Origin of the sequence: Halorubrum halophilum (assembly GCF_000739595.1) — an archaeon.
Lineage (GTDB): Archaea > Halobacteriota > Halobacteria > Halobacteriales > Haloferacaceae > Halorubrum > Halorubrum halophilum.
In genome coordinates this window covers 1-22,828 of record NZ_BBJP01000033.1, presented here as the reverse complement: position 1 = coordinate 22,828, position 22,828 = coordinate 1, and the positions used below count along the sequence as shown (strand labels likewise).

Genomic DNA, 22,828 nt, shown 5'->3' with positions numbered 1-22,828 from the left:
TCACTCCGTTCGCTCCTTGCGGTGCTTGTGTCGCCTGCGCCCGCCTCGCCGGCTGCCCCTTTGAGTCCCACCCCGCCCCGCACAGCAACCGCACCTCACGCCTCCCCAGCCTCGTCGGTGGTCCTCCGCTTCGCTCCGGACCACCGACTCCCTCGTGCGGGCGGTTCGCGCCGCGTTGCGGCGCTCACCGGCGCACGCCACCACACAGTCTTTATAAGCGATCGACGAGGCGCCCACCTATTTATCCGACCGCCACCACGCATCGCTAATGACTGCGTCACGCGCGCCGGCGGAACCCGACGTTCGGGAGTTCGAGGCGACGGTCGAATCGGTCGACGGCCGGGAGGTCGTCCTCGACGAGACGTACTTCTACGCCGAATCGGGCGGCCAACCGGCGGACCGCGGGACGATCGACGGGGTCCTCGTGGCGGACGTGACCGAGCGCGACGGCGACGTGGTCCACCTGCTCGACGAAAACGCCGAGACGCTCCCCGACGCCGGCGAGACCGTCTCGGCGATCGTCGACGACGCGTTCCGAACCTACTGCACCCGCGCGCACACCGCCTCGCACGTGCTCTACGGCGCGGCGCGTCGGACCTGCGAGGACCTCGGCTACGCCGGCTTCGACATCTCCGAGACGAAGGTGAGAGTCGATCTGACGACCGCGGAGCCCCTCGACGACACGGACCTCGTCGAACTGGAGCGGCTCGCCAACCGCGCCGTCTGGGACTCGCTGCCGGTGTCGTGGGAGACGCTCCCCGAGGACGAGGCCCGCGCGCTCGACGGGATCGCGTTCAACACCAAAACGGAGGAGGGCGCGATGAGCGGGAGCGAGGCGGTCCGCGTGGTGACGATCGGCGAGCGCGGCGGAGAAGGCAACGGGGAGCGCGACGGCGAACACAGCGGCGAGGACCCGCCGACCTGGGACGTAGCCGCCTGCGGCGGAACCCACGTCCGGAACACGAGCGAGCTCGGCCCGATCTCCGTGCTCGACCGGTCGAACCCCGGCGAGGGCGTCACCCGCGTGGAGTTCGCGGTGGGGCCGACCGCGATCGACCACGACGCCGCGGTCCACGCCGCCGCGCTCGACGCCGCCACGGCCCTCGACGCACGAGTCGGCGACCTCCCGAACGCGGTCGACCGGCTCCGCGATCGCACCGACCGGCTCGAAGCCGACCTGCAGGCCGCCACGGCCGACCTGCTCGCCGCACGTCTGCGGGAGCTCCCGACGACCGAGGCCGACGCCGACGGCGCGACGTGGGCGGTCGGGACGGTCGACGACGCGGGCCCGAACGACCTGCGCGAGCCGGCCCAGCGCGTCCTCGGCGAGGAGGTCTCGCCTGGCGCCCCCGACGCGATCGCGGCGGTCGGGACGGGGGACGCGCCGTTCGTAGTCGCCGCGGTCGCGGACGGGGCGGTCGGCGGCGACAACGCCCCCGACGCGGGCGCGATCGTGGCCGCCGTCACCGATGAGTTCGGCGGCGGGGGCGGCGGCGGCCCGACGTTCGCGCAGGGCGGCGGGCTCGACGCCGACCCGGAGGCCGTCGTCGCGTGGCTCCGCGACCGATGACCGGGAAGCTCGGCCCCGAGGCGCTCGCGGAGGTGCTCGCGGCGACCGGCGCCGACGACGCCGCGGTCGACGTGGGCCCCGCCTACGGCGAGGACGCCGCCGCGATCGACCTGGCGGGCGCGGAGTCGACCCTCGTCGTCGCCGCCGACCCGCTGTCGCTGGCGGCGGACGCGGTCGGGGAGCTGGCGGTCCACGTCGCCTGCAACGACGTGGCCGCGAGCGGCGCGGACCCGCGGTGGCTCACGCACACGCTCTTCCTCCCCGACGACGACCCGGCCCGCCGACGGACCGTCACGGAACAGGTCGACGAGACCGCCCGCGATCTGGGCGTCGCGATCGTCGGCGGCCACACCGAGGTGCTGCCGTCGCTGGAGCGCCCGCTCTGCTCGATGACCGCGCTCGGCACCACGGACCGGTTCGTGTCGAGCGGCGGGGCCGAGCCGGGCGACCGGCTCCTGCTCACGAAGGGCGCCGGCATCGAGGCGACCGCGATCCTCGCGACCGACTTCCGCGAGGAGTGCGCCGAGGCGGGGGTTCCGGAGGCGACGCTCGACGCGGCCGCCGGGTTCCTCGACGAGGTGAGCGTCGTCCCCGATGCGGCCGCCGCTCGCGACGCCGTGAGCGCCATGCACGACCCCACCGAGGGTGGCCTGCTGACCGCCCTCGTCGAGACCGCGAGCGCGAGCGGGGCCGTCCTGTCCGTGGAGCGCGACAGGGTCCCGGTTCGACCCGAAACGGAGGCGTGCTGTGCCGCGCTCGGCGTCGACCCGCTGGCGACGTTCGGTTCCGGCGCGCTGTTGGCGGCGGCTCCCCCGGAGCGCGTCGACAAGGCGACCGACGCGCTGGCGGCGGCGGGGATCGCGGTCGGTGAGATCGGGGAGGTGCGGGCGGCGGACGGCAGGGGCGATGGCGGCGAGGGCGGCGGGCGCGTTCTCCTCGACGGCGACCGGATCGACGAGGCGCCCCGAGACGAGCTGTACCCGCTGTGGGAGTAGCGGGGAATGCGGCGAGGAGCGGAGATGGGGCGCCGGACCCCCACCCCCGATCGCGCACCTTTTTCAGTGTGAGATCGAACCGGACGGTATGACTGGCGCACGCGTCGGCTCGTCGCTCACCGACGAACAGGAGGCGATCCGCGACCTCGTCCGCGAGTTCGCGGCCGAGGAGGTCCGGCCCGGGGCCGGCGAGGCCGACGAGGCCGAGTCGTTCCCGGAGAAGGTGTGGGACGGGCTCGCCGAACTCGGCCTGACCGGGCTGACGGTCCCCGAGGAGTACGGCGGCTTCGGGGCCGACGAGACGACCTACGCGATCGTCAACGAGGAACTCGCGTACGGCCACCTCGCGGTCGCGACCGCGCTCTCCGTCCACTGCCTCGCGACCTCCTGTATCGCGGAGTTCGGCACCGAGGACCAACAAGAGCGCTGGCTCCCGGAGATGGCTTCCGAGGGGCGGCCCGTCGGGATGTTCTGTCTCTCCGAGCCCCACGCGGGGTCGAACCCGGCGGAGATGTCGACGACCGCCGAGTACGACCCGGAGACCGACGAGTACGTCCTCAACGGCGAGAAGCAGTGGATCACGAACGGGAAGCGGGGCGGCGTGGCGATCGTCTTCGCGAAAACCGACGGCGACGACGAACGGTCGATCACCCAGTTCCTCGTCCCGGCCGACGCCGCGGGGTTCGAGGTCGGCAGGAAGGAGGAGAAGCTCGGGCTCCGCGCCTCGGACACGACCGGCATCTCCTTCGACGACTGCCGGATTCCGGCCGAAAAACGGCTCACCGAGGAGGGGAAGGGGCTCTCGGCCGCCTTCCGGACGCTCACCGGCGGCCGGATCGGGATCGCATCGCAGGCGGTCGGGCTGGCGCAGGCAGCCTTCGACGAGGCGAAGGCGTACGCCGCCGAGCGCGAGCAGTTCGGCGGGCCGATCGACGACATCCAGACGATCCGCCACAAGTTCGCGGAGATGGCGACCGACATCTCGGCTGCCCGCCTACTCGTTCGCGAGGCGTGCCGGCAGGCGGAGGCGGGCGAGGACAACCGCGTCGCGGCCTCGAAGGCGAAGTACCGCGCCAGCGAGACCGCGATGTCGGTGACCAACGAGGCCGTCCAGATCCACGGCGGCTACGGCTACACGACCGAGTTCGACGTGGAGCGGTTCTACCGCGACGCGAAGATCACGGAGATCTACGAGGGGACGACGGAGATCCAGAAGACGGTCATCGCCCGGGGGGTGTTGGGCCAATGACGGGCGACGATGCCGACCTCGCGGTCGAGACGGACGGGGACGCCCCCAAAAGCGCCGCCGGCACCGTTTCGAGCGTCGAGAGGCCGATCGACCTCGCCGCGTACGACGCCGTCGTCTACGATCTGGACGGCACCCTCGTCGAGCTCGCGGTCGACTGGGGCGCGGTCGCGGAGTCGGTCCTCGACGTGTACACCGAGCACGCGGTGATACCCCCGACCGACGACCTGTGGGGCCTGCTCGGAGCCGCCGGGGAGTACGGGATCCGGGACTCGGTCGAGGAGGCCATCGCGGCTCACGAGCGGGCCGGCGCGCGCGAGTCGACGCTGCTCCCGCTTGGAGGACGACTGATCGAGGCCGTCGAGGGAGGCGAGGGCGGTCGCCGCGGCCCCCCCGCGGGCGTCTGCTCGCTCAACTGCGAGGAGGCCTGCCGGGTCGCGGTGGAGACCCACGGGCTCGGCGACGCGCTCGATCCGGACGCGATCGTCGGGCGCGACACGGTCGACACGCACAAGCCGGAGCCGGAGTCGGTGCTCGCGGCGGTCGAGCGGCTCGGCGGCGAGCCGTCGCGCGCGCTGTTCGTCGGCGACTCGCGCCGCGACGCCGTGGCGGCGGAGCGCGCGGGCGTCTCGTTCGCGTGGGCGGCGGACCTGATCGAGCGGTAACTTCGGTCAAGTAGCGATTCAGGCGTTTCTGTCGTTGAAGTCGCCCTCGTCGGGCTTTTCAGCGCCTTCAGAGTCGTCGGTATCGTCGCCGTCGGGGCCGTCGTCGCCCGCTTCTACCATCCCGCCGTCCCCCGCGTCGGTGCGCCGCGCGTAGACCGCGACGGCGACGGCGGTGACGAACCAGATCGGGGCGCCGACTCGGACGGCGAAGGCCGCGCGGGCCCCCCACGAGTCGAGGGTGACGAACGCGGAGAGGGCGGCGACGACGGGCGCCCCCACGAGGATGGTGACGACGAACGTCGTCTGCATCACCCAGCCGTAGTCGATCCCCTCGTACTCGGCGCGCTCGACGGGTTGCACGACGGGTTATCCGTGGCGGACGTGCAAATCGGTGGCGGTCCGCGCGAGCGCGGACGAGGGATCTGCGGGGGCGGTCCGAGCGGTCCCGATTCTCCGGATTCCGGCGACTTTAACCCGGCGCCCGGCCGTGTCCGAGGTATGACCACGGCGCGGGGACTCCGGGAGGGAGACGAGCCGATCACGATGCTGACCGCCTACGACGCTCCGACGGCGGCGATCCTCGACGAGGCCGGGATCGACGTGATCCTCGTCGGCGACAGCATGGGCAACGCTGCCCTCGGCTACGACTCGACGCTCCCCGTGACGATGGCGGAGGTCGAGAGTCGGACCGCGGCGGTCGCCCGCGCGACCGAGGACGCGCTCGTCGTCGCCGACATGCCCTTCCTCTCCTTCGGCGTCGACGAGGCGGAGTCGGTACGCAACGCCGGCCGGCTCCTGAAGGAGGCGAACGCCGACGCGGTGAAGATCGAGAGCGGCCCCCACACCGTCGAAATGACGCAGCGGATGACCGACATCGGGATTCCGGTGATGGCGCACCTCGGCCTGACGCCCCAGCACGTCAACCGGCTCGGCGGCTACACCCGGCAGGGGACCGATCAGGACGCCGCCGAGGAGATAATCGACCTCGCGGGGGCGCACGCCGAGGCCGGCGCGTTCGCGCTCGTGTTGGAGCACGTCCCGGCGAACCTCGCGGGGGCGGTGACGGAGGCGCTGGAGATCCCGACGATCGGTATCGGCGCCGGCCCGGACTGCGACGGACAGGTGCTCGTGATCAACGACGCGGTGGGGCTCGGCGAGTGGTCGCCCCCGTTCTCCCGGCAGTTCGGCGACGTGCGCGGCGAGATGCTCGACGCGGTCGAGGCGTACAAGGAGGCGGTGACGGACGGCGAGTTCCCCGCCGAGGAACACTCGCACGTCGAGTCAGCGCTCGACGACTTGTACTGACCGGGGTTGTCGAAGGAGACGCGCTCTGTCCCGGGCGCGGTCAGTACGGATATCTCCGCGAGCGATGGTGGGAGTAGGTATAACGAATTTGTGAAACGGTTGTTTATAAGCGATCGAGTGGCGTTGCTATCGGCTGTTTATAAGTCTCAGACAGCACGGTGAAGACCTCCAAAGCCCCAGCCGCACCGCAACCGCACAGCCTCACGCCTCCCCAGCCTCGTCAGTCGCCCTCCGCGTTGCTCCGGGCGACTGACTCCCTCTCACCGGCGGTTCGCGGCCCGAAGGGCCGCTCACCGGGGCGCGCCACCGCCTCGTTCATTTATAACCGTTCGTCGCCGTCGCTCACGTCTTTTTAAATACCGTCTCGTCGCCATCGATCTGCAACACCCACTCTCGCAATCGGTCAAAAGTCGGATCCCCACGGAGCTACCGAGTCGAATCCCGTGTCGAAACCGTCACCCCCGGCGTGGGGTATATACGCGCCAGCGGCCTACGTGAATACGTGACAACCCGGACCATCCGCGCCCGCGACCGGCCGGTGTTCGGCGTCGACGTGCACAGCGGCGACGTTCGCGGCGACGACCCCTCCTACGCCCTCGTGATCTTGGACCCCGTCGACGAGGACGACCCGGACGCGCCGGACGCGGACGGCCCGATGGCGCGGGTAACCCGCGACGTGGTGTCGTTCCGGAAGCTCTGCCGGCTGATCGACGACCGTGAACCCCTCTATGTCGCCACCGACAACGCCTACGAGCTGGCGGCGGACAAGAACGAACTCGTCGGCTTCCTCCGGTCGCTCCCCGACGGCACCCGACTGGTGCAGGTGACCGGCGCGGAGCGCCCGGAGCCGCTCTCGCGGGTCGCCTCTCGCCACGGGATCCCGTACGGCAAGGAGCCGATGAAGGAGGCGGAGGCGTCGGCCCGGCTCGCGGCCGCCAACGTCGGCCACGAGGTGACCGCCTTCACCGACGAGACGCGAGTGAAGGTGTCCCGCGGGCGCTCGACCGGAAAGGGCGGATGGAGTCAGGACCGCTACACCCGGCGCATACACGGGAACGTCCGGAAGCGGACGCGACAGGTCCAGTCGAAGCTGAAGGAGGCGAACCTCGACTTCGAGCGCGACGTGACCGAGAAGTACGGCGGCTACGCGAACGCGACGTTCACGGTCGAGGCGCGCCCCGAGGACATCCCCGTGTCGAACTCGCGGGCCGGCGACGTGCGCGTTGAGGTCGAGCGCGAGCGCCGCGACGGAATCGAGTACGAGCCGCTCGTGCAGCGGCGCGACCGGGTGATCGTCGGGATCGATCCGGGGACGACGACCGCGGCGGCCGTCGTCGGGCTCGACGGCACCGTCCACGCGCTCTACTCCTCGCGGACCGCCGACACCGCCGACGTGACCGAGTGGATCATCGAGCAGGGCCGGCCGATCATCGTCGCCGCCGACGTGGAGCCGATGCCGGAGACCGTCGAGAAGTTCCGGCGCTCGTTCGACGCCGCCGGATGGCGCCCCACGACCGACCTCCCCGTCGACGAGAAACTCCACCGGACGCGCGAGACCAACTACCAGAACGACCACGAGCGCGACGCGCTGGCGGCCGCGCTGTACGCCTACGACGACCACGAGGACCAGTTCGAGCGCATCGCGGCGAAGACCCCGCCCCGGCTCGACCGCGAGGCGGTGATCGCGGGCGTCGTCGCCGGCGGCGCCACCGTGGAGTCCGTCATCGCTGAGCTGAGCGAGGACGACGGGAACGGGGGTGGCGGCGGGAGCGGCGACGGAGACGCCGACGAGGCGGACCCCACCGAGCCCGAGCGCACCGAGGAGGAGGAGACGATCCGGCGGCTCCGCGAGCGCGTCGACCGGCTGGAGTCGCACGCGGAGTCGCTCGAAGGGGACCTCGCCGAGCGCGACGAGAAGATTTCGGAGCTAGAGGGCGAACTGGAGGAGGCGAAACGCGAGGAGCGGATCGAGGCGCGCAGCCGGCGCGCCGTCTCGCGGCTCGAACGCGAGACGGACCGGCTGGAGCGCGAGCGCGACGAGGCCCAAGAACGGGTCGCGGAGCTGGAGAAGAAGGTGGAGACGCTGAAGGAGCTGTGGCGGCTCGACCACTCGAACTTCGACGACGTGGCCGCGGACCAGGGACTCGCCAGCGTGAAGATCGTCGAGCAGTTCACGCTCGACGCGATCGAGGCCGCCGACGAGGAGTACGGCCTCGTCGCCGGCGACGTGGTCTACCTCCGGGACGCCTCCGGCGCGGGCCGCCGGACCGCCGAGCGGCTGGCGGAGACCGATCCGCGCGCCGTGATCCGCGACGGGAACCTCTCCGACGTGGCCGATCAGGTGCTGTTCGACCACGACGTGCCCGTCGTCCCGGCCGACGCGGTCCCGGTCCGCGAGGTCGACGAGCTGGCGGTCGCGAGCGAGGAGGCCGTGGCCGCGGCCCTCGACGACTGGGAGCGTCGGGCCGAACGGCGGCGGAAAGACGAGAAGCAGGAGCACCTCGACCGGATCATCTCGGAGCATCGGGCGGGACGGACGCTGCCGGAGACCGAGGAGTAGGTCCGGATCGCTCGGCAGGCGCGCTCTCTCGCCACCTGTTCGCCACGCGTCCGCACGCATCCAGAAGTCATATGACCGACAACCGCACAGTCGTTCGTATGGACGCTTACGAGCGGATCACCCGGAACGCGGCCGAGGTGGTCACCGAGGAGGAGATCGAGGCGCTGGCCGACGACCCCGACGGGAAGCGGGCGTACGTCGGCTACGAGCCCTCGGGGGTCCTCCACATCGGGCACATGCTCACCGCGAACAAGCTGATCGACCTCCAGGAGGCCGGGTTCGAGGTGACGGTCCTGCTGGCCGACGTGCACGCCTACCTCAACGACAAGGGGTCGTTCGAGGACATCCGCCACACCGCCGAGCGCATGCGCGACCAGTTCATCGCGTACGGGCTCGACGAGTCGAACACCCAGTTCGTGCTCGGCTCCGACTTCCAGCTCGACGACGACTACACCCTTGACCTCCACTCGCTGGAACTGGAGACGACGCTCGCGCGGGCCGAGCGCGCGATGGCCGAGATCACCTCCGGCGACTCGGTGAAGGTGTCACAGGCGGTGTACCCCCTGATGCAGGCGCTCGACATCCCGTACCTCGGCGTCGACCTGGCGGTCGGCGGGATGGAGCAGCGCAAGGTCCACATGCTCGCGCGCGACGTGCTCCCGAGTATCGACCGCGAGCCGCCGACGAGCCTCCACACCCCGCTCATCGCCGATCTGGGTACCGGCCGCGGGAAGATGTCCTCAAGCGAAGGCGTCACCATCTCGATGGAGGACTCCCGCGACGACATCGAGTCCAAGGTGAACGACGCGTACTGCCCGCCGACGGCCGACCCCGAGCCGACCGACGACGGCGAGGCGCGGGAGAACCCCGTCCTGCAGGTGTTCGAGTACCACGTGTTCCCGCGGTTCGACGCCGTTGTCGTCGAGCGACCCGAGGAGTACGGCGGCGATCTCGAGTACGAGACGTACGACGCGCTAGAGGCCGACCTGGAGTCCAGCGAGCTCCACCCCGCCGACGCGAAGGGCGCGCTCGCGGAATACCTCGACCGGCTGATCGCGCCGGGCCGCGAGCAGCTCGCGGAGTAGGCTGCTTCGGTTCGGTCGGTTTTCCCGTCGCTTCCCCTCGCGATCGCTACTCGCTCTCCGTGTGCCCCTCGTACTCACAGCTCCCGTCCAGACAGCCGTGGCCGGCGGCCGTCTCGAACACCGGGAGCCCGCAGTCGCACTCGTCGACGACGACGCCGGAGGGGATGGAGAAGGTGGTCTCACAGTCCGGACGGTTCTCGCAGGCGAGGTAGACGCGCCCCGGCGCGAACTCGACGGTGAGGTCGCCGTCACACTCCGGGCACTCCCAGACGCGGTCGAACCGGTCGCTGACGGCCGCCTCCATCGGGTCGCACGCGGGGTCGAGACAGAGGTGGAACGGCTCGCCACGCTCGACTCGGATCTTCGGGAGTCCGCAGTCCTCGCAGACCCCGTCGGTGACGCTCGCGCCCGCGGGGAGCCCCCACCGCTCCTCGCAATCGAGACAGGCCACGTCGCCGCGCGAGCGCACAAGCACCCCGCCGTCCTCCGGGCAGGTGCCGACCGGGAGGCCGGCCTCGGTGACCGGCAGCGCGCGGCTCGCGGTCGCCTCCTCGGCGACGATCCGGAGCCGGCGGGTGCCGTCGCGGGCGGTGATCGAGAACCCGTCGCCGTCGCCCTCGACGACGACCGAGTCGGGACGGGTGAGCCACGCGACCGGCTGGTAGCCGTCGGCGTCGTGGACGAGCGTGGTGTCGTCGGGCTTGATCAGGACGACGACGCGCCCGCGGTGGATACGGGAGCGGTCGCCGCGTTCGGTCACTCGGCAGTCGCCTGCGAACACGCGGAGTCGTTCGGGCATACGACGGGTGGCCGCGGTATCGGTGTTAAGCGGTCGGAGCGAGGGTTTATCCGGAATGGAAGCGGGTGTCGGAAACCGTGTCTGGCGAGGCTGTCGCAAGTGTGTAACTCACTTAATCAAAATTCAGTCTTACGTGAAAACTGACGGGGTTGATTCGTGTTCGTCGCCTAGAGGAACGCGGAAACCGAAACGTCGGTTCACAGTTACTTGATATGGAATACACAGATACGAAGCAGATCGCCGATCAGTCGCTCGACTTCCCAGCGACACACACAGCGGTCGTCGAACAGATCGGTGCCGTCGAAGTAACGTCCCCGTCCGGGGGCTCGGTGACCGTTCAGGAGATCTTGGACTCGGTCGGCGAAGAGAGTTACCCGACTTCGGACGCGCTTTACGCCGCGATCGTCGGCAACCTCGACGAGACGTTCATCGGACGCAAATACTACGACGACCGAGGCAGCACGTCGTTCGAAGCCGGAGAGGACGACTCTACGGTCTCGTTCTGACGATCGATCCCGGTCGTCGGGAGGCGGAACCACTCCGGCGGAGTTGCGTGTTTCGTGTCGAGCGCGGCCGGGCCAAGAGGTATCATCCGCCGGAGTTCAACGAAGCCGACGCCTCTACTCCACCCGAACCGTCCGCGTGGCCCGGACCGGCATCAGCGGGAGGTCCGGGAAGACGACCTCGACGACGAACTCCAGCTCGTCGGCGTCCGGCGGCCCGAACACACCGACCGGGACCGTCGTCTCCCCGTCGAGGTACGTCGTCGTCGTGGTCATCTCCACGTCGTTGACGGTGACCCGGATTCCCGCGCGGGCGCTCCCGGAGACGGCGGTCACAGCGACCTCGCACATCTCGTTCTCGCCGACCGCGATCGCGTCGGGGAAGTCGCCCCAATCCACGTCGATCCGGGGACAGTCCCGCGCGGCGTCGACGATGCGCTCGGCGACGGAGCCGCTCATGCCGGCGTTTTCGAGTTCGCTCGCGCCGGCGTCGACGACGGCGGCGGGGGAGGTGAGTCCGGCGTCCGCGAGCCGCTCGGCGCGGCCGGAACCGACCCCGTCGATCGCGGTGAGCGCGACAGCCTCGCGGGAGACGCCATGCTCGACGCGCGCCTCGACCCGGCACGCGAGGTTGGCGGCGCGGGGGCCGGCGAACCGGTCGAGGAACTCCGAGAGCGCGGCGAGCAGGCGGAGCGCGTTCTGTCGGATCACCCACGCGTCCGAGCGCAGGTCCGAGGGGATCGAGTCGGTCATCCCGGCGAGCAGGATGGCGAACACCTTCCGGTGGCCGTCCTCCAGGTCGGTGTCGCGGCCGTCGAGGATCCGGTCGATCGCGTCCGACTCGGCCGAGCGCGCCGAGACCGAGTCGAACTCGCCGGCCGACGCGACAGTCTCTAACACCGAGTCGACCGTCAGCGTCTCCCGGTCGGCGAGCCGCCGGAAACGGCGGGCCGTGTCTAAACGGAGGTAGTACTTCGAAGCGAGCCGCCCGAGCCCGGTCGGCTCGATCGCGAGGTCGTCGTCGGCAGCGACGAACCCGTCGTCGACGAGCGATTTGAGGGTGTCGCGGACGCGGTCGCGGAGGGTGGCGAACTCGTACTCGTCCGGCTTCGACTCGGCGCGGACGTAGTAGAAGGTGGTCTCCAGCCACTCCATCACGTCTTCGAGCCCGCGGATCGTCCCCATCGCGATCTCGGCGTTGAGGTGGGACTCGAGTTCTGCGGCGAGCCGGGACTCGATCTCCTTGCCCTCCTTCAGCAGTTCGCGGTACTTGTCGGCGTCCGCGCGGTCGCAGACCACCCAGCCGTACCCCACGTCGTCGTAGCCGGGGCGGCCCGCGCGCCCGAGCATCTGGAGCACGTCGAGCGGCGAGATGTCGGTCTCGCCCTCCAGCGGGTCGTGGTACTTCGTGTCGCGGATGACGACGCACCGCGCCGGGAGGTTCACTCCCCACGCGAGCGTGGAGGTCGAGAAGAGGAACTTGATCTTCCCCTGCTTGAACCACTCCTCGACGCGGTCGCGGTCCTCCTTCCCGAGCCCCGCGTGGTGGAAGCCGACGCCGTCGGTGACCGACTGGCGGAGGGTGTCGTTGGTGAGCTCCTTCGCCTCGTTGTGGAAGTCGTAGTCGTCTCGCGAGTCGATTGGAATGTCGCGGTCGGTGATCTCGTCGCGCGCCTTCTTCGCGGCCTGCACCGTGTCCTGCCGCGAGGAGACGAACACGAGCGCCTGCCCGTCCTCGCGCACGTGGGGCTCGGCCAGGTCGAGCGCGCGGTAGAGCCGCCGGTACTTGTCGGCGAAGGCGTTCGAGCCGTGCGAGTACGTCTTCACGCCCGTTTCCAGATCGACGGGGCGGTACTCCTCGCCGAACGCGTAGGTCGTCTCCGCGGGCGCGTCGAGCCACTCGGCGACGTCCGCGATGTTCGGCATCGTCGCCGAGAGCGCGACGACGCGGGGGTCCTGCAGGCGGCGGAGCCGCGAGACGGTGACTTCGAGCACCGCGCCGCGCTTCTCCGAGTCAAGGAGGTGGACCTCGTCGATGACGACGCAGTCCACGTCGGTGATGAAGGAGTAGCGCCCGGAGTCGTGCTTGCGCGTCGCGCTGTCGGCCTTCTCGGGGGTCGTCACGAGCACGTCCGCGCGCTCGGCGCGGCGGGGGTTCAGGTCGCGCTCGCCGGAGACAACGTACACAGAGTAGCCGAGCTCCTCGAACCGCTCCCACTCGCTCTCCTTCTCGTTGGTGAGCGCGCGGAGCGGCGCGACGAAGAGGGCGGTGCCGCCCTCCGAGAGGGTCTTACAGATCGCGAGCTCGGCCAGCGCCGTCTTCCCGGAGGCCGTCGGCGCCGACGCGACCACGTTGTGGTCAGTCTCCATGATCCCCGGGAGCGCCTCGCGTTGCATCCGGTTGAACTCCTCGAACCCGAAGGCGTCGGCGAACTCCGGCACCGCGTCCGCGACCTTCACGGCGGACCACGCCCGTGGGTGACTCGACGGCGACCGAGAGACGTTCGCATCACGTCGAACCGGGGGCTTCGAGAGCAAAGGCGTTTCTCATGCGGCCGGCGCGCTCGCAGTCGGTGCGGGCGGCCCGGAACGGCGCCGGTGGCCCCGAACCGCGCCGCCAACCCCGGACGTTTACGTGACCGCGGGTCGACCGCCCGGTATGTTACCGTCGTCGCCGGTCGTCATCGGTGCCGCCGCCGTGATCGTCCTGCTCGTCCTGCTGGTCGTCGTCCGTCGCCTGCGCGCCCCCTCGTCGGACGCGCGTGAGTCGAAGCGCGCCCACGACGCCGCCCAGGAGCGCGACCCGCCGGTCGCTCTCGGAGAGACGTACGAGTTCGGCGTCACCGAGCTCACCGACCACCACTCGGGCGAGGAAGTCGCCGTCGGCAAGGTCGAGGGGTTCGTCCTCTTCACCGAGGACATCCCCGGCGACGTGGGGAAAGGCGACGTGATCCGCGCGAAGGTCCTCTCGTTTAACGAGGGACGCACGTCCGCGGACGCGACGTACGTGGGGAAGGCCTGACGCGGCACCGAGTCGCCCGAAGTCGATCACCTCCGCTCCGAGCATGAGGTTCATACGTGGTGGCGACGAAGTGGTTTCGTAATGGCTCAGGCCGGGAATCAGGACCTCACGGAGCGGTTCATTCAGTTCTACCGTAACTACTACCGTGAGGAGATCGGACAGCTTGCGCAGCGATACCCCAACGAACAGCGCTCGCTGTACGTCGAGTACGACGACCTCTACCAGTTCGACCGTGACCTCGCCGAGGACTTCCGTACGAAGCCGGAGCAGATGCGCGAGTACGCCGAGGAGGCGCTGCGGCTCTACGACCTCCCCGCGGACGTCAGTCTCGGGCGCGCGCACGTCCGGATCGAGAACCTCCCCGAGAGCATCGACATCCGGGGAATCCGCGTCCACGACGATCACATCGGCAAGCTTGTCTCGATCAAGGGCATCGTCCGCAAGGCGACCGACGTGCGCCCGAAGGTGACCGAGGCCGCCTTCGAGTGCCAGCGCTGCGGCACGATGACGTACATCCCCCAGAGCGACGGCGGCTTTCAGGAGCCCCACGAGTGTCAGGGCTGCGAGCGACAGGGCCCCTTCCGCGTCAACTTCGACCAGTCGGAGTTCATCGACTCCCAGAAGCTCCGCATCCAGGAGTCACCCGAGGGGCTCCGCGGCGGCGAGACGCCCCAGAATATCGACGTCGACATTGTCGACGACATCACCGGGAAGGTGAGCCCCGGCGACCACGTCACCTGCGTCGGAGTCCTCCACATCGAGCAGGTCGAGCAGGGCAACGAGAAGTCCGCCATTTTCGACCTGTACATGGACGGCGTCTCCATCGCCATCGAGGACGAGGAGTTCGAGGACATGGACATCACCGAGGCGGACAAACGCGAGATCATCGAGCTCTCCAACCGCGACGACATCTACGACGCGATGGTCGACTCCATCGCGCCCGCGATCTACGGCTACGAGGAGGAGAAGCTCGCGATGATCCTCCAGCTCTTCTCCGGCGTCACGAAGCACCTCCCCGACGGATCGCGGATTCGGGGAGACCTGCATATGCTCCTGATCGGGGATCCGGGTACTGGAAAAAGTCAAATGATCAGTTATGTAGAGAATATTGCACCTAGATCAGTTTATACGTCCGGTAAAGGGTCATCTGCAGCGGGTCTGTGTGTCACCGGAGACACGAAGATACACACTTCGAACGGGTTCGTTCCGATCCGTGAGATCGCGACAGAGTACCATCCGGAACCGGTCGATTCCGAGACGAGTGCTGACGCGAAACACGATCTCTACACCTTCGATCGAGCGTCTGGGAGGATCGACCTCACCGAGAGCTCCCACGTCTGGCGGATGCCGGAGAAGCCGTGTCGGCGGATCGAGACCGCGCACGGAAAGGATCTTGAAGCATCTGTCAACACGCCCGTCCTCGTCTGCGGTGAGAACGGGATCGAGTGGAAGTCGATCTCGGACGTCGACGCTGGCGACCACGTCGGAGTACCGAAGTACACCGACATCGATCGCTCGTCCCCACCAGTCCGTGAGTACGTCGAATTCACGGAGGAGAAGATCAAGCCGACCGACGGATCGGTCGAGTACCTCCGCTCCGGACTCGCCGAAGAGTTCGGAACGCTCCGCGATGCTGCAGCCGAACTCGGCCTCTCGGAAGACTTCGTGTACGACACGCTCTCGAACCGGCATATTCCACTTAGTAAATTAGATACGGTTCTCACGGCGATCGGAGCGGATCTCGATGACATCGTCATCGATCGTGTGATGCTCCGCCATGGCGGCGGAATTACGATACCCGATGAGTTTGACGCGGATCTGATGTACTTGATCGGCCTCGTCTTCGGCGACGGTGACGTGATGGGTTCCCGACGAGGCGGAAATCGCGGACAGGTCCGCATCTCGAACTCCGACGAGGAGCTGCTGGAACGTGCCGCAGACATCATCGAGACGAAGTTCGGCAAGTCCGTCGATATCGAGTATCAGGAGGATCGTGTCCCCTGTGTTCGACTTCACAGTGCGACGGTTGCCCGTTTCTTCAGCAACGTCGGCGTCGAGTCGCCGAAAGACGATATCACCCTCGATCCGAACCTCACAACCGCCGAACACGCCGACGCCTTCCTACGGGGTCTGTTCGATGCTGACGGCTCCGTGTGTGGGCGCGATAACGGAGGATCCAGCGTTCAGTTTTCGACCGTCTGTAGCGAACTCGCCGAACAGGTCCAGCTGATGCTGGAAACGTACGGCGTCCGGTCTCGGACGCGCGAGCGTGATTGGCGCGGGACATACGAACGGGCCGACGGCCACGAGATCGAGTCGACGTCGATCCAAACGCATCTCGCGATATACGGGAAGGAACTCGACGAGTTCGCCGACCGGGTCGGATTCAGCTCGACGACTAAGTCCACCGCGTTGGACGGGATTGTCCGCGACGGGCCTCGGCGCGGCGAACTCCTTCCTATCGGAAACACCCTCGCTCGTACCGATGGGGGCGCAGGTAGATACTGGCAGAATCTGAACCGCGGCGACGATCCGAGTCGTGAACGGACCCTCTCGATGATCGACGATCTCAATCTCGGCGATGTCGGCCCCCTGGTTGAGGAAGTTGTCAGTGCTGATCTCGTCTGGGACGAGGTGGTCGACGCCGAGAACACCGGCGAGAAAGAGGTGTTCGATCTCACGGTTCCGGACACGCACAACTTCCTTGGAAACGGAGTCGTGACACACAACACCGCAGCGGCGGTACGCGACGACTTCGGCGACGGCCAGCAGTGGTCGCTCGAGGCCGGCGCGCTCGTCCTCGCCGACAAGGGGATCGCCGCGGTCGACGAGCTGGACAAGATGGACTGCGTCACCGGCGACACGCTGGTCTCGCTCGCGGACGGGCGCGTCGAGCGCATCGACGAGTTGGCGCGGGAGGCCGCCGCGGACGGCGAGATAGAGGAGCTCTCGAACGGCCGCCATATCCGCGATGTCGACCTCGACGTCTGGACGATGGACGAGGACGGGCGTCTAGTCGAGCGTCCCGTCTCCGCGGTCCACGAGTACGACGCGCCATCGGAGCTGACCCGGGTGACGATGGAGACCGGAGAGTCGCTGAGTGCGACGGCCGATCACCCGTTCTTCGTCCTCGACGACGGGGAGCGCGTCGAGCGCGAGGCGGCCGCGCTCGACGACGGCGACTGGGTGTACGTGCCCCGAGAGATCCCGACGAAGGCGGCTGACGGCGGCGCGGCGGTCGCGAACGGTGGAGGTCGGTCGGACGCTGCCCCCGTCGGCGACGAGGGAGTCGACTCCGCGACCGCGAGCGTTCTCGGGTACCTCTCCGGCGACGGGAATGTCTACTACGACCGCGACGAGGGCGTCTACGGCGTTCGGTTCACGAACACCGGCGACGAACTGCTGTCCGACTTCGAGCGCGCGGCGCGCGAGGCGTTCGACGCGGAGCCGACCCGTCCGCCGAGCGAGAAGCGCGACGGCGGCGTCGAGACGGTTCAAGTCACAGGGAAGGAGCACGCGGACGCCGTCCTCGACGCGGGGATGAACCTCGGGCGGTACGGCGAGAAGTGCTTCCCGACCGCGGTTTCGACGGGGAGCCGGGCGGCGAAGGCCGCGTTCGTCCGCGCGCTGGCCGACAGCGAGGGGCACGTCGACGAGTCGGCTGGCAACGTTCGGATAGCCTCGGCGAGCCGGGACCTGCTTCGAGGCACGCGAACTCTCCTCTTAGGGTTCGGCGTGTCGAGCCAGCTCCAGCACCGCGAACGAGACGGCGGCCGCGACGTGTACTACCTCACAGTGACCGACGCCGACTCGCTTGCGGCGTTCCAGCGGCACGTCGGGTTCACGGCCGCGCGAAAGGCGGCGGCGCTCGACCGTGTAGTGGATTCCGCCGACGGCGACCGGACGATTCTCGACGTGATCCCGGAGGTCGACGACGTGCTCGCGCGACATCGCGAGTCACTTCGGCTTCACCAAAGCGAGTGCGGACTCGACGCGGGCACGTACCACGACTTCGAGAACGGGGCTGCGAACGCCTCGCTCCATCGCGCTCGCCGGGTGCTCGCGGCGTTCGAGGACAGAGCGGAGACGGCCGCTGAGGACCGGACTCGGATCGACGAGGAACCGATGTGGGAGACGCTCTCGGAACTGCGACACCGATACCACGTCTCGCAGTCCGAACTCGCGGACGGAACCGCGTTGTCCCAACAGCAGATCTCCCGCGATTGGGGCGAAGGCGACGAAGTCCGCCGGACGGTAACTGAGCGACTCCGAGAGATCCTCACCGAGGTTACGGAGACCGACCTCGGAGACCTTCGCGAGTTCGTCCGCGGCGACGTGAAATGGCGCCGCGTCGAGTCGGTCGAAACCGTTCCGCCGGAGTCGACCGAACACCGCGGCGAGGTGCTCCGACAGCGTCTCGCAGACGTCATCGAGGGACCGGCGGAGACGGCCGAAAAGCGCGCTCGCGAGCTTCTCGATCGGGGTCCGGTCGGCGAGACGCGGGCCGAACTGTCGACAGCGCTCGACGACTACGGCGTCAGTCAGGCAGACGTGGCGTCGGGACTCGACGTGACTCAGGCGACCGTGTCGCGGTGGCTGTCCGGCGCCGTCGAAACGGACCGGCTCGGGGATCTGCGCGAGGCCGTCGCGGAAGAGGTCGACGCCGTGAAGGCGGAACTGCGGTCGATACTGGCGCGGATCGAGGACGGACGGCAGCCGAAGGTGTACGACCTGACCGTCGAGGAGACGCACAACTTCGTCGCGAACGGGCTCGTCGTCCACAACTCCTCTGACCGCTCCGCGATGCACGAGGGGCTCGAACAGCAGAAGATCTCCGTCTCGAAGGCGGGGATCAACGCGACACTGAAGGCGCGGTGCTCGCTCTTGGGCGCGGCGAACCCCAAGTACGGCCGGTTCGATCAGTACGAGCCGATCGGCGAGCAGATCGACCTCGAACCCGCGCTCATCTCGCGGTTCGATCTCATCTTCACGGTGACGGACAGCCCGGATCCGGAGCACGACTCCCGGCTGGCGAAACACATCATCAAGACGAACTACGCCGGGGAGATCAACACGCAGCGCGAGGAGCTGGCGAGTTCGGAGTTCACGCCGGAACAGGTCGCGGAGGTGACCCAGGAGGTCGCCCCGGAGATCGACGCCGAACTGCTCCGGAAGTACATCGCCCACGCGAAACGTTCCTGTTTCCCGACGATGACGGAGGAGGCGAAAGAGCTGATCGAGGAGTTCTACGTCGACCTGCGCTCGAAGGGCGCCGACGAGGACGCCCCGGTTCCGGTCACCGCTCGGAAGCTGGAGGCGATGGTGCGGCTCGCGGAGGCGAGCGCGCGGCTCCGGCTCTCGGACACCGTCGAGCGCGAGGACGCCGACCGCGCCACCGACATCGTCGAATCGTGTCTCAAGGACATCGGCATCGACCCGGAGACGGGTCAGTTCGACGCCGACGTGGTCGAGACGGGCACCTCCAAGAGCCAGCGCGACCGCATCAAGAACATCAAGGGACTCATCGCGGACATCGAGGAGGAGTACCAAGAGGGAGCGCCCGTCGAAGAGGTGCTCGACCGCGCCGGCGAGATCGGGATGGACCCGGGGAAGGCCGAAGGGGAGATCGAGAAGCTCCGCACGAAGGGCGAAGTGTACGAGCCGAAGCAGGGCCACCTCCGGACGACGTAGATGGACCGAATCTCCGCGATACGGAACGTCGAGGACGCGCTCCGTGCGTTCGAAAACGGCGACGCCGACCTCGCCGACACCGAGCGGCGCGTGGCGGCGGTCCTCCGGACGTACGCCACCGAGTTCGACGGCGACGACGACGTGTTCCGCGCGGTCGGCGAGGAGCCGATCGACGGGACGATCGTGGTCGCTCCCTCGGCGCCCGCGGCGCGGGAGCGCGTACTCGCGCTGTCCGACGGAGATAGTTCGGATGAGATGACAAGTACAAAAGCCGATTCAGTACCCGAGTTCGACGTGGAACGAGTGTGATCGGCGTATCGGTTCGGAACAGATAAGTTCGAGAGCCGATCAGGCGCGTTCGTGCTGCTGGTCGTGACGTATTCGGCGGCTGCGCGCACCGGCCTCCGAAACCTGTGTCGCCGCCACGAAGGGGCGGTTGCACGGCGGTTCGGGCGGGCGGCGTTGCTCGACGAGACGGTGTACGCCGCGTTCCTGGCGCTCCGGCTGCGCGAGTCGCACGGCGGGGACGTACAGATCGAGCGCACGAAGCCGTTCAACGAGTTCGTCGCGCTCGACGAGCCGGTCCGCGAGGCGGCGAACGAGTACGCGAACCGCGACGCGAAGGCGACGCCGTACGCCGCGTTCGCCGCTGGAACTGACCACCCGGATCCGGACTCGATGCGGGGCCACGAACTGTGAGCGGGGCGGACGGACGACGAGACCGGGAGTCCGTCGACGAGGTATCTAAGAATGAGGAGTTCGACGCCGCTCCCGAGCCGGCCGCCGTGATCGGTCGCGTGCCGACGGGAGCGAGCCTCCGGCGCGAGCTCGCGGCGGCGGCTCGGACGCGCGGGCTGTCGTCGTCGGTCGATGACGAGTTGCTCGAGATTCGCGACGCGATCATGGCGATCGAGGTCGAGCCGATCGACCTCGACGCGGCTCGTCGGCGAGTCGCGAACGCGAGCGGCGAGGAGGAGCGACTGAAGGAGCGCGTCGCGGCCCTCCGGGGGGGCGTGCAAGCGCGGCGAGAGATCGAGGCGGAGACCGACGACGCCCTCGGCGACCTGGAGTCGGCGGCCGCGGAGCTGTCGGCCGCACAGAGCGATCGGATCGCCGCCGAGCAGGCGCTACAGCGCGCCCGCGAGCGAGCCGCCGACGCCCGCGACGCCCGCGAGCGACGCCTCGAACTCCGGGATCGGCTGCGGAACCGACGCCGAGACGCTCGGCGAGAACTCGCCCGGGAAGAATACCCGGCGTTCCGCGACGCGTTGGCGGTCGTTCCGGGCACCGATCCCGACGACGCCGGCACTGAGCCCGGGGCGTACGACGGCCCGCCTCTCGCGGCGTCGCTGGCAGCGGTCAGGCTCGCTGACCTCGACGGGCCGGTCGCGCTCGGCGCAGAGGCGATCGCGTGGATCGTCGACCGCGGCGGCACAGCGCCGGGGTCGGTGATCGACGCGCCGGTGGTCCGGCCGTGTGGCCGGCCGCGGTAGTTTAAAACGAGAGATGCGAGGTCGATCCCGGCCCGTCGTCGCCGTCGTTCACGCCGCCGTCGTGCAGGTAGTCGTAGTGCTCGTCGGTGAGGAGAACGGCGTCGTCCTCGACCGCGATATCGACTCCAGGGAGCGTGGTCCCCGACGCCTCCCCGTTGTCGCACTCGCCGGAGCAGGCGTCGAACATCGACCCGTGTCGCGGGCAGATGATCTCGCCGTCGCGGATCGCCGCGCCGCGGCCCGCGTCGAGGCGCTGGTCCTCGTGCGTGCAGTTGTTAACCCACGCCCTAACGCCGGGGTCCTCCTCGCACGGGACGAGGATGACCTCCGTCTCGTTCCCGAAGGCGTCCTCGGCGGTGAAGCGGTACGAACCTCCCTCCGGAACCTCGGAGCGGTAGACGATCGCAGTGGCGCCCGACATGGGATCGCCGTAGGGGCGTCCGGTCGAAAAGCCTGCCGCCCGGTTCGGCTCTCGATCGGGGCGGTCCGGCAGACTCGTCCCGTTCGATGGGTTTTATCCGATCGTGCCGCGTGGATCCGGTGTGAGTCAGTTCGATCGGACCGCCGGCGCGGACGCGGGCACGGAGGCCGACGCGGCGACCGAAACGGATCCGGCCGCGGAGGCCGACGCGGCCGCGGAGGTCGACGCCGACGGCGACCTGACGGCCGCCCTCCGCACGGAGTCTCGAGTGCTCCCCGCGGAGGTGTTCGCCACACTCGGCAACGACACGCGCGTCGACATCCTCCGCGCCCTCCTCGAACTCGGCGCCGACGAGGAGCCGGTGAGCTTCACCGACCTCTTCGAGCGGGTCGATATCGACGACAGCGCCAACTTCAACTACCACCTCCGGCAGCTCACCGGCCACTTCGTCAAGCGGAGCGACGACGGCTACGAGTTCCGGTACCCCGGTCGCAAGGTCGTCAGCGCCATCTTCACCGGGACCCTCACCGACCGGGCGCAGGTCGGGTTCTTCCCGGTCGACGGGTCGTGTTACGACTGCGACGGCGACCTCCACGGCTGGTACGTCGACGACACGCTCACCGTGGGCTGTGCCGACTGCGGCACGATTCAGGTGAGCTACCCGTTCCCCTCCGGCGGGCTCGACGACCGCACGACCGACGAGCTCTTGCAGGCGTTCCACCACTACGTCCGCCACCACTACTGTCTGGCCGCGGACGGGGTCTGCCCCGAGTGCACCGGCGCGGTCGAGACGACGCTCGTCCGCGACCCCGACGAGGAGGACCTCGACGTCGCCGTCGAACACGTCTGCGGGCGGTGTAACTACCGACTGCGATCGACGGTAGGCGTGACCCTGCTGGACCACGCCGAGACGCTGCTGTTCTTCTCCGAGCGCGGCGTCGACCTGAACACGGAGCCGTTCTGGACGTTCGACTGGTGCGTGAGCGACGAGCGGACGACGGTCGTCTCCGAGGGCCCCCTCCGGGTTCGCCTCTCGCTCCCCTGCGGCGGCGACGAGCTACGGGTGCTCGTCGACGAGTCGGTGAACGTGGTGGAGACGACGCTAGTGGAGTGAGTCGGCGGCCGTGAGCCGATAGACCGGTCGCTCACGGAACGAAAGCGCCCGTCGGGCGGGCCGAACGGCCCGGCGGGCAGGGTAGAATACCTCAGGACCGATCGGCCGAATCGGGGCCGATCGAATGACGTTCGTTACTCGAAGAGCTCGACGGCCTGCTCGTAGCGGCTCGACGGTTCGTCCCAGTCGACGACCTCGAAGAAGTTGTCGACGAACTCGCCGCGGGCCGGGCCGTAGTCGTGGTAGTAGGAGTGTTCCCACACGTCCAGTGCGAGGATCGGGTGGCCGCCCCAGATCGCGCCCTGGTCGTGCTTATTGACAACGGAGTTGGGGAAGTGGTTTGAGGGGTAGGTAGAGTG

At 68.9% G+C, this 22,828-nt stretch carries 19 protein-coding genes; 14 read left to right on the top strand and 5 right to left on the bottom strand.

All coding sequences use genetic code 11. The features are described from left to right. Positions 1 to 268: 268 nt before the first annotated feature. The 4 genes from ACP96_RS11310 to ACP96_RS11295 all read left to right on the top strand — a co-directional run bounded on the left by ACP96_RS11310 (position 269) and on the right by ACP96_RS11295 (position 4,476). Positions 269 to 1,570: a serine-tRNA(Ala) deacylase AlaX gene (locus ACP96_RS11310; protein WP_050033382.1), complete on the top strand. Its 1,302-nt coding sequence runs from the start codon at positions 269 to 271 to the stop codon at positions 1,568 to 1,570. Beyond that, positions 1,567 to 2,565 (top strand): AIR synthase family protein, encoded by a 999-nt coding sequence (locus tag ACP96_RS11305; RefSeq protein ID WP_050033381.1) that lies wholly within the window; start codon positions 1,567 to 1,569, stop codon positions 2,563 to 2,565. The genes ACP96_RS11310 and ACP96_RS11305 overlap by 4 nt, the downstream gene beginning before the upstream one ends. A gap of 88 nt (positions 2,566 to 2,653) precedes the next feature. Further along, entirely contained in the window at positions 2,654 to 3,814 is a 1,161-nt protein-coding gene (locus ACP96_RS11300; RefSeq protein WP_050033380.1) for an acyl-CoA dehydrogenase family protein, read from the top strand. Next, a complete protein-coding gene (locus ACP96_RS11295; RefSeq protein WP_050033379.1) occupies positions 3,811 to 4,476 on the top strand; it encodes an HAD family hydrolase in 666 nt (221 codons plus the stop codon). The genes ACP96_RS11300 and ACP96_RS11295 overlap by 4 nt, the downstream gene beginning before the upstream one ends. An 18-nt stretch (positions 4,477 to 4,494) precedes the next feature. On the opposite strand, the gene ACP96_RS11290 is transcribed toward ACP96_RS11295, so the two are convergent. Then, positions 4,495 to 4,836, bottom strand: coding sequence for a DUF5822 domain-containing protein (locus ACP96_RS11290; RefSeq protein ID WP_050033378.1), 342 nt, complete (start codon positions 4,834 to 4,836; stop codon positions 4,495 to 4,497). A 138-nt stretch (positions 4,837 to 4,974) separates the two neighbouring features. Between ACP96_RS11290 and panB the strand changes: the two genes are divergently transcribed. The 3 genes from panB to ACP96_RS11275 all read left to right on the top strand — a co-directional run bounded on the left by panB (position 4,975) and on the right by ACP96_RS11275 (position 9,426). Then, a complete protein-coding gene (gene panB / locus ACP96_RS11285; RefSeq protein ID WP_050033377.1) occupies positions 4,975 to 5,781 on the top strand; it encodes a 3-methyl-2-oxobutanoate hydroxymethyltransferase in 807 nt (268 codons plus the stop codon). A gap of 502 nt (positions 5,782 to 6,283) precedes the next feature. Beyond that, on the top strand, positions 6,284 to 8,341 hold the full coding sequence (locus tag ACP96_RS11280) for a DUF460 domain-containing protein (RefSeq protein ID WP_050033376.1): 2,058 nt from the start codon (positions 6,284 to 6,286) through the stop codon (positions 8,339 to 8,341). A 98-nt stretch (positions 8,342 to 8,439) separates the two neighbouring features. Beyond that, positions 8,440 to 9,426, top strand: coding sequence for a tyrosine--tRNA ligase (locus ACP96_RS11275; RefSeq protein WP_050033375.1), 987 nt, complete (start codon positions 8,440 to 8,442; stop codon positions 9,424 to 9,426). 46 nt (positions 9,427 to 9,472) lie between these two features. On the opposite strand, the gene ACP96_RS11270 is transcribed toward ACP96_RS11275, so the two are convergent. Beyond that, positions 9,473 to 10,225 carry an endonuclease NucS domain-containing protein gene (locus ACP96_RS11270; protein WP_202593944.1) on the bottom strand — a complete coding sequence of 251 codons (753 nt, stop codon included), beginning with the start codon at positions 10,223 to 10,225 and terminating at the stop codon, positions 9,473 to 9,475. A 212-nt stretch (positions 10,226 to 10,437) separates the two neighbouring features. On the opposite strand from ACP96_RS11270, the gene ACP96_RS11265 reads away from it, so the two are divergent. Next, positions 10,438 to 10,731 carry a DUF5789 family protein gene (locus tag ACP96_RS11265; protein WP_050024986.1) on the top strand — a complete coding sequence of 98 codons (294 nt, stop codon included), beginning with the start codon at positions 10,438 to 10,440 and terminating at the stop codon, positions 10,729 to 10,731. Positions 10,732 to 10,845: 114 nt separating this feature from the next. Here ACP96_RS11265 and ACP96_RS11260 read toward each other — a convergent pair whose 3' ends face one another. After that, positions 10,846 to 13,188 (bottom strand): DEAD/DEAH box helicase, encoded by a 2,343-nt coding sequence (locus tag ACP96_RS11260; RefSeq protein WP_050033374.1) that lies wholly within the window; start codon positions 13,186 to 13,188, stop codon positions 10,846 to 10,848. A gap of 199 nt (positions 13,189 to 13,387) precedes the next feature. Here ACP96_RS11260 and ACP96_RS11255 point away from each other — a divergent pair, with 199 nt between their 5' ends. The 5 genes from ACP96_RS11255 to ACP96_RS11235 all read left to right on the top strand — a co-directional run bounded on the left by ACP96_RS11255 (position 13,388) and on the right by ACP96_RS11235 (position 20,934). Beyond that, positions 13,388 to 13,750 (top strand): hypothetical protein, encoded by a 363-nt coding sequence (locus tag ACP96_RS11255; RefSeq protein WP_050024989.1) that lies wholly within the window; start codon positions 13,388 to 13,390, stop codon positions 13,748 to 13,750. 81 nt (positions 13,751 to 13,831) lie between these two features. Then, positions 13,832 to 19,441: an LAGLIDADG family homing endonuclease gene (locus tag ACP96_RS11250; RefSeq protein WP_050033373.1), complete on the top strand. Its 5,610-nt coding sequence runs from the start codon at positions 13,832 to 13,834 to the stop codon at positions 19,439 to 19,441. Continuing rightward, positions 19,442 to 19,750 carry a DUF7854 family protein gene (locus ACP96_RS11245; protein WP_050024993.1) on the top strand — a complete coding sequence of 103 codons (309 nt, stop codon included), beginning with the start codon at positions 19,442 to 19,444 and terminating at the stop codon, positions 19,748 to 19,750. Positions 19,751 to 19,801: 51 nt separating this feature from the next. After that, positions 19,802 to 20,140, top strand: coding sequence for a DUF7855 family protein (locus ACP96_RS11240; RefSeq protein ID WP_050024995.1), 339 nt, complete (start codon positions 19,802 to 19,804; stop codon positions 20,138 to 20,140). Further along, entirely contained in the window at positions 20,137 to 20,934 is a 798-nt protein-coding gene (locus ACP96_RS11235) for a DUF7856 family protein (RefSeq protein WP_050033372.1), read from the top strand. The genes ACP96_RS11240 and ACP96_RS11235 overlap by 4 nt, the downstream gene beginning before the upstream one ends. 1 nt (position 20,935) lies before the next feature. Here the strand turns inward: ACP96_RS11235 and ACP96_RS11230 are convergent, their stop codons facing one another. Beyond that, on the bottom strand, positions 20,936 to 21,355 hold the full coding sequence (locus ACP96_RS11230) for a Rieske (2Fe-2S) protein (protein WP_050033371.1): 420 nt from the start codon (positions 21,353 to 21,355) through the stop codon (positions 20,936 to 20,938). 121 nt (positions 21,356 to 21,476) lie between these two features. Between ACP96_RS11230 and ACP96_RS11225 the strand changes: the two genes are divergently transcribed. Beyond that, entirely contained in the window at positions 21,477 to 22,469 is a 993-nt protein-coding gene (locus ACP96_RS11225; RefSeq protein ID WP_050024997.1) for an ArsR/SmtB family transcription factor, read from the top strand. Positions 22,470 to 22,603: 134 nt separating this feature from the next. On the opposite strand, the gene ACP96_RS11220 is transcribed toward ACP96_RS11225, so the two are convergent. After that, a partial coding sequence (locus tag ACP96_RS11220; protein WP_237561640.1) for a Fe-Mn family superoxide dismutase occupies positions 22,604 to 22,828 on the bottom strand: 225 nt, incomplete at its 5' end.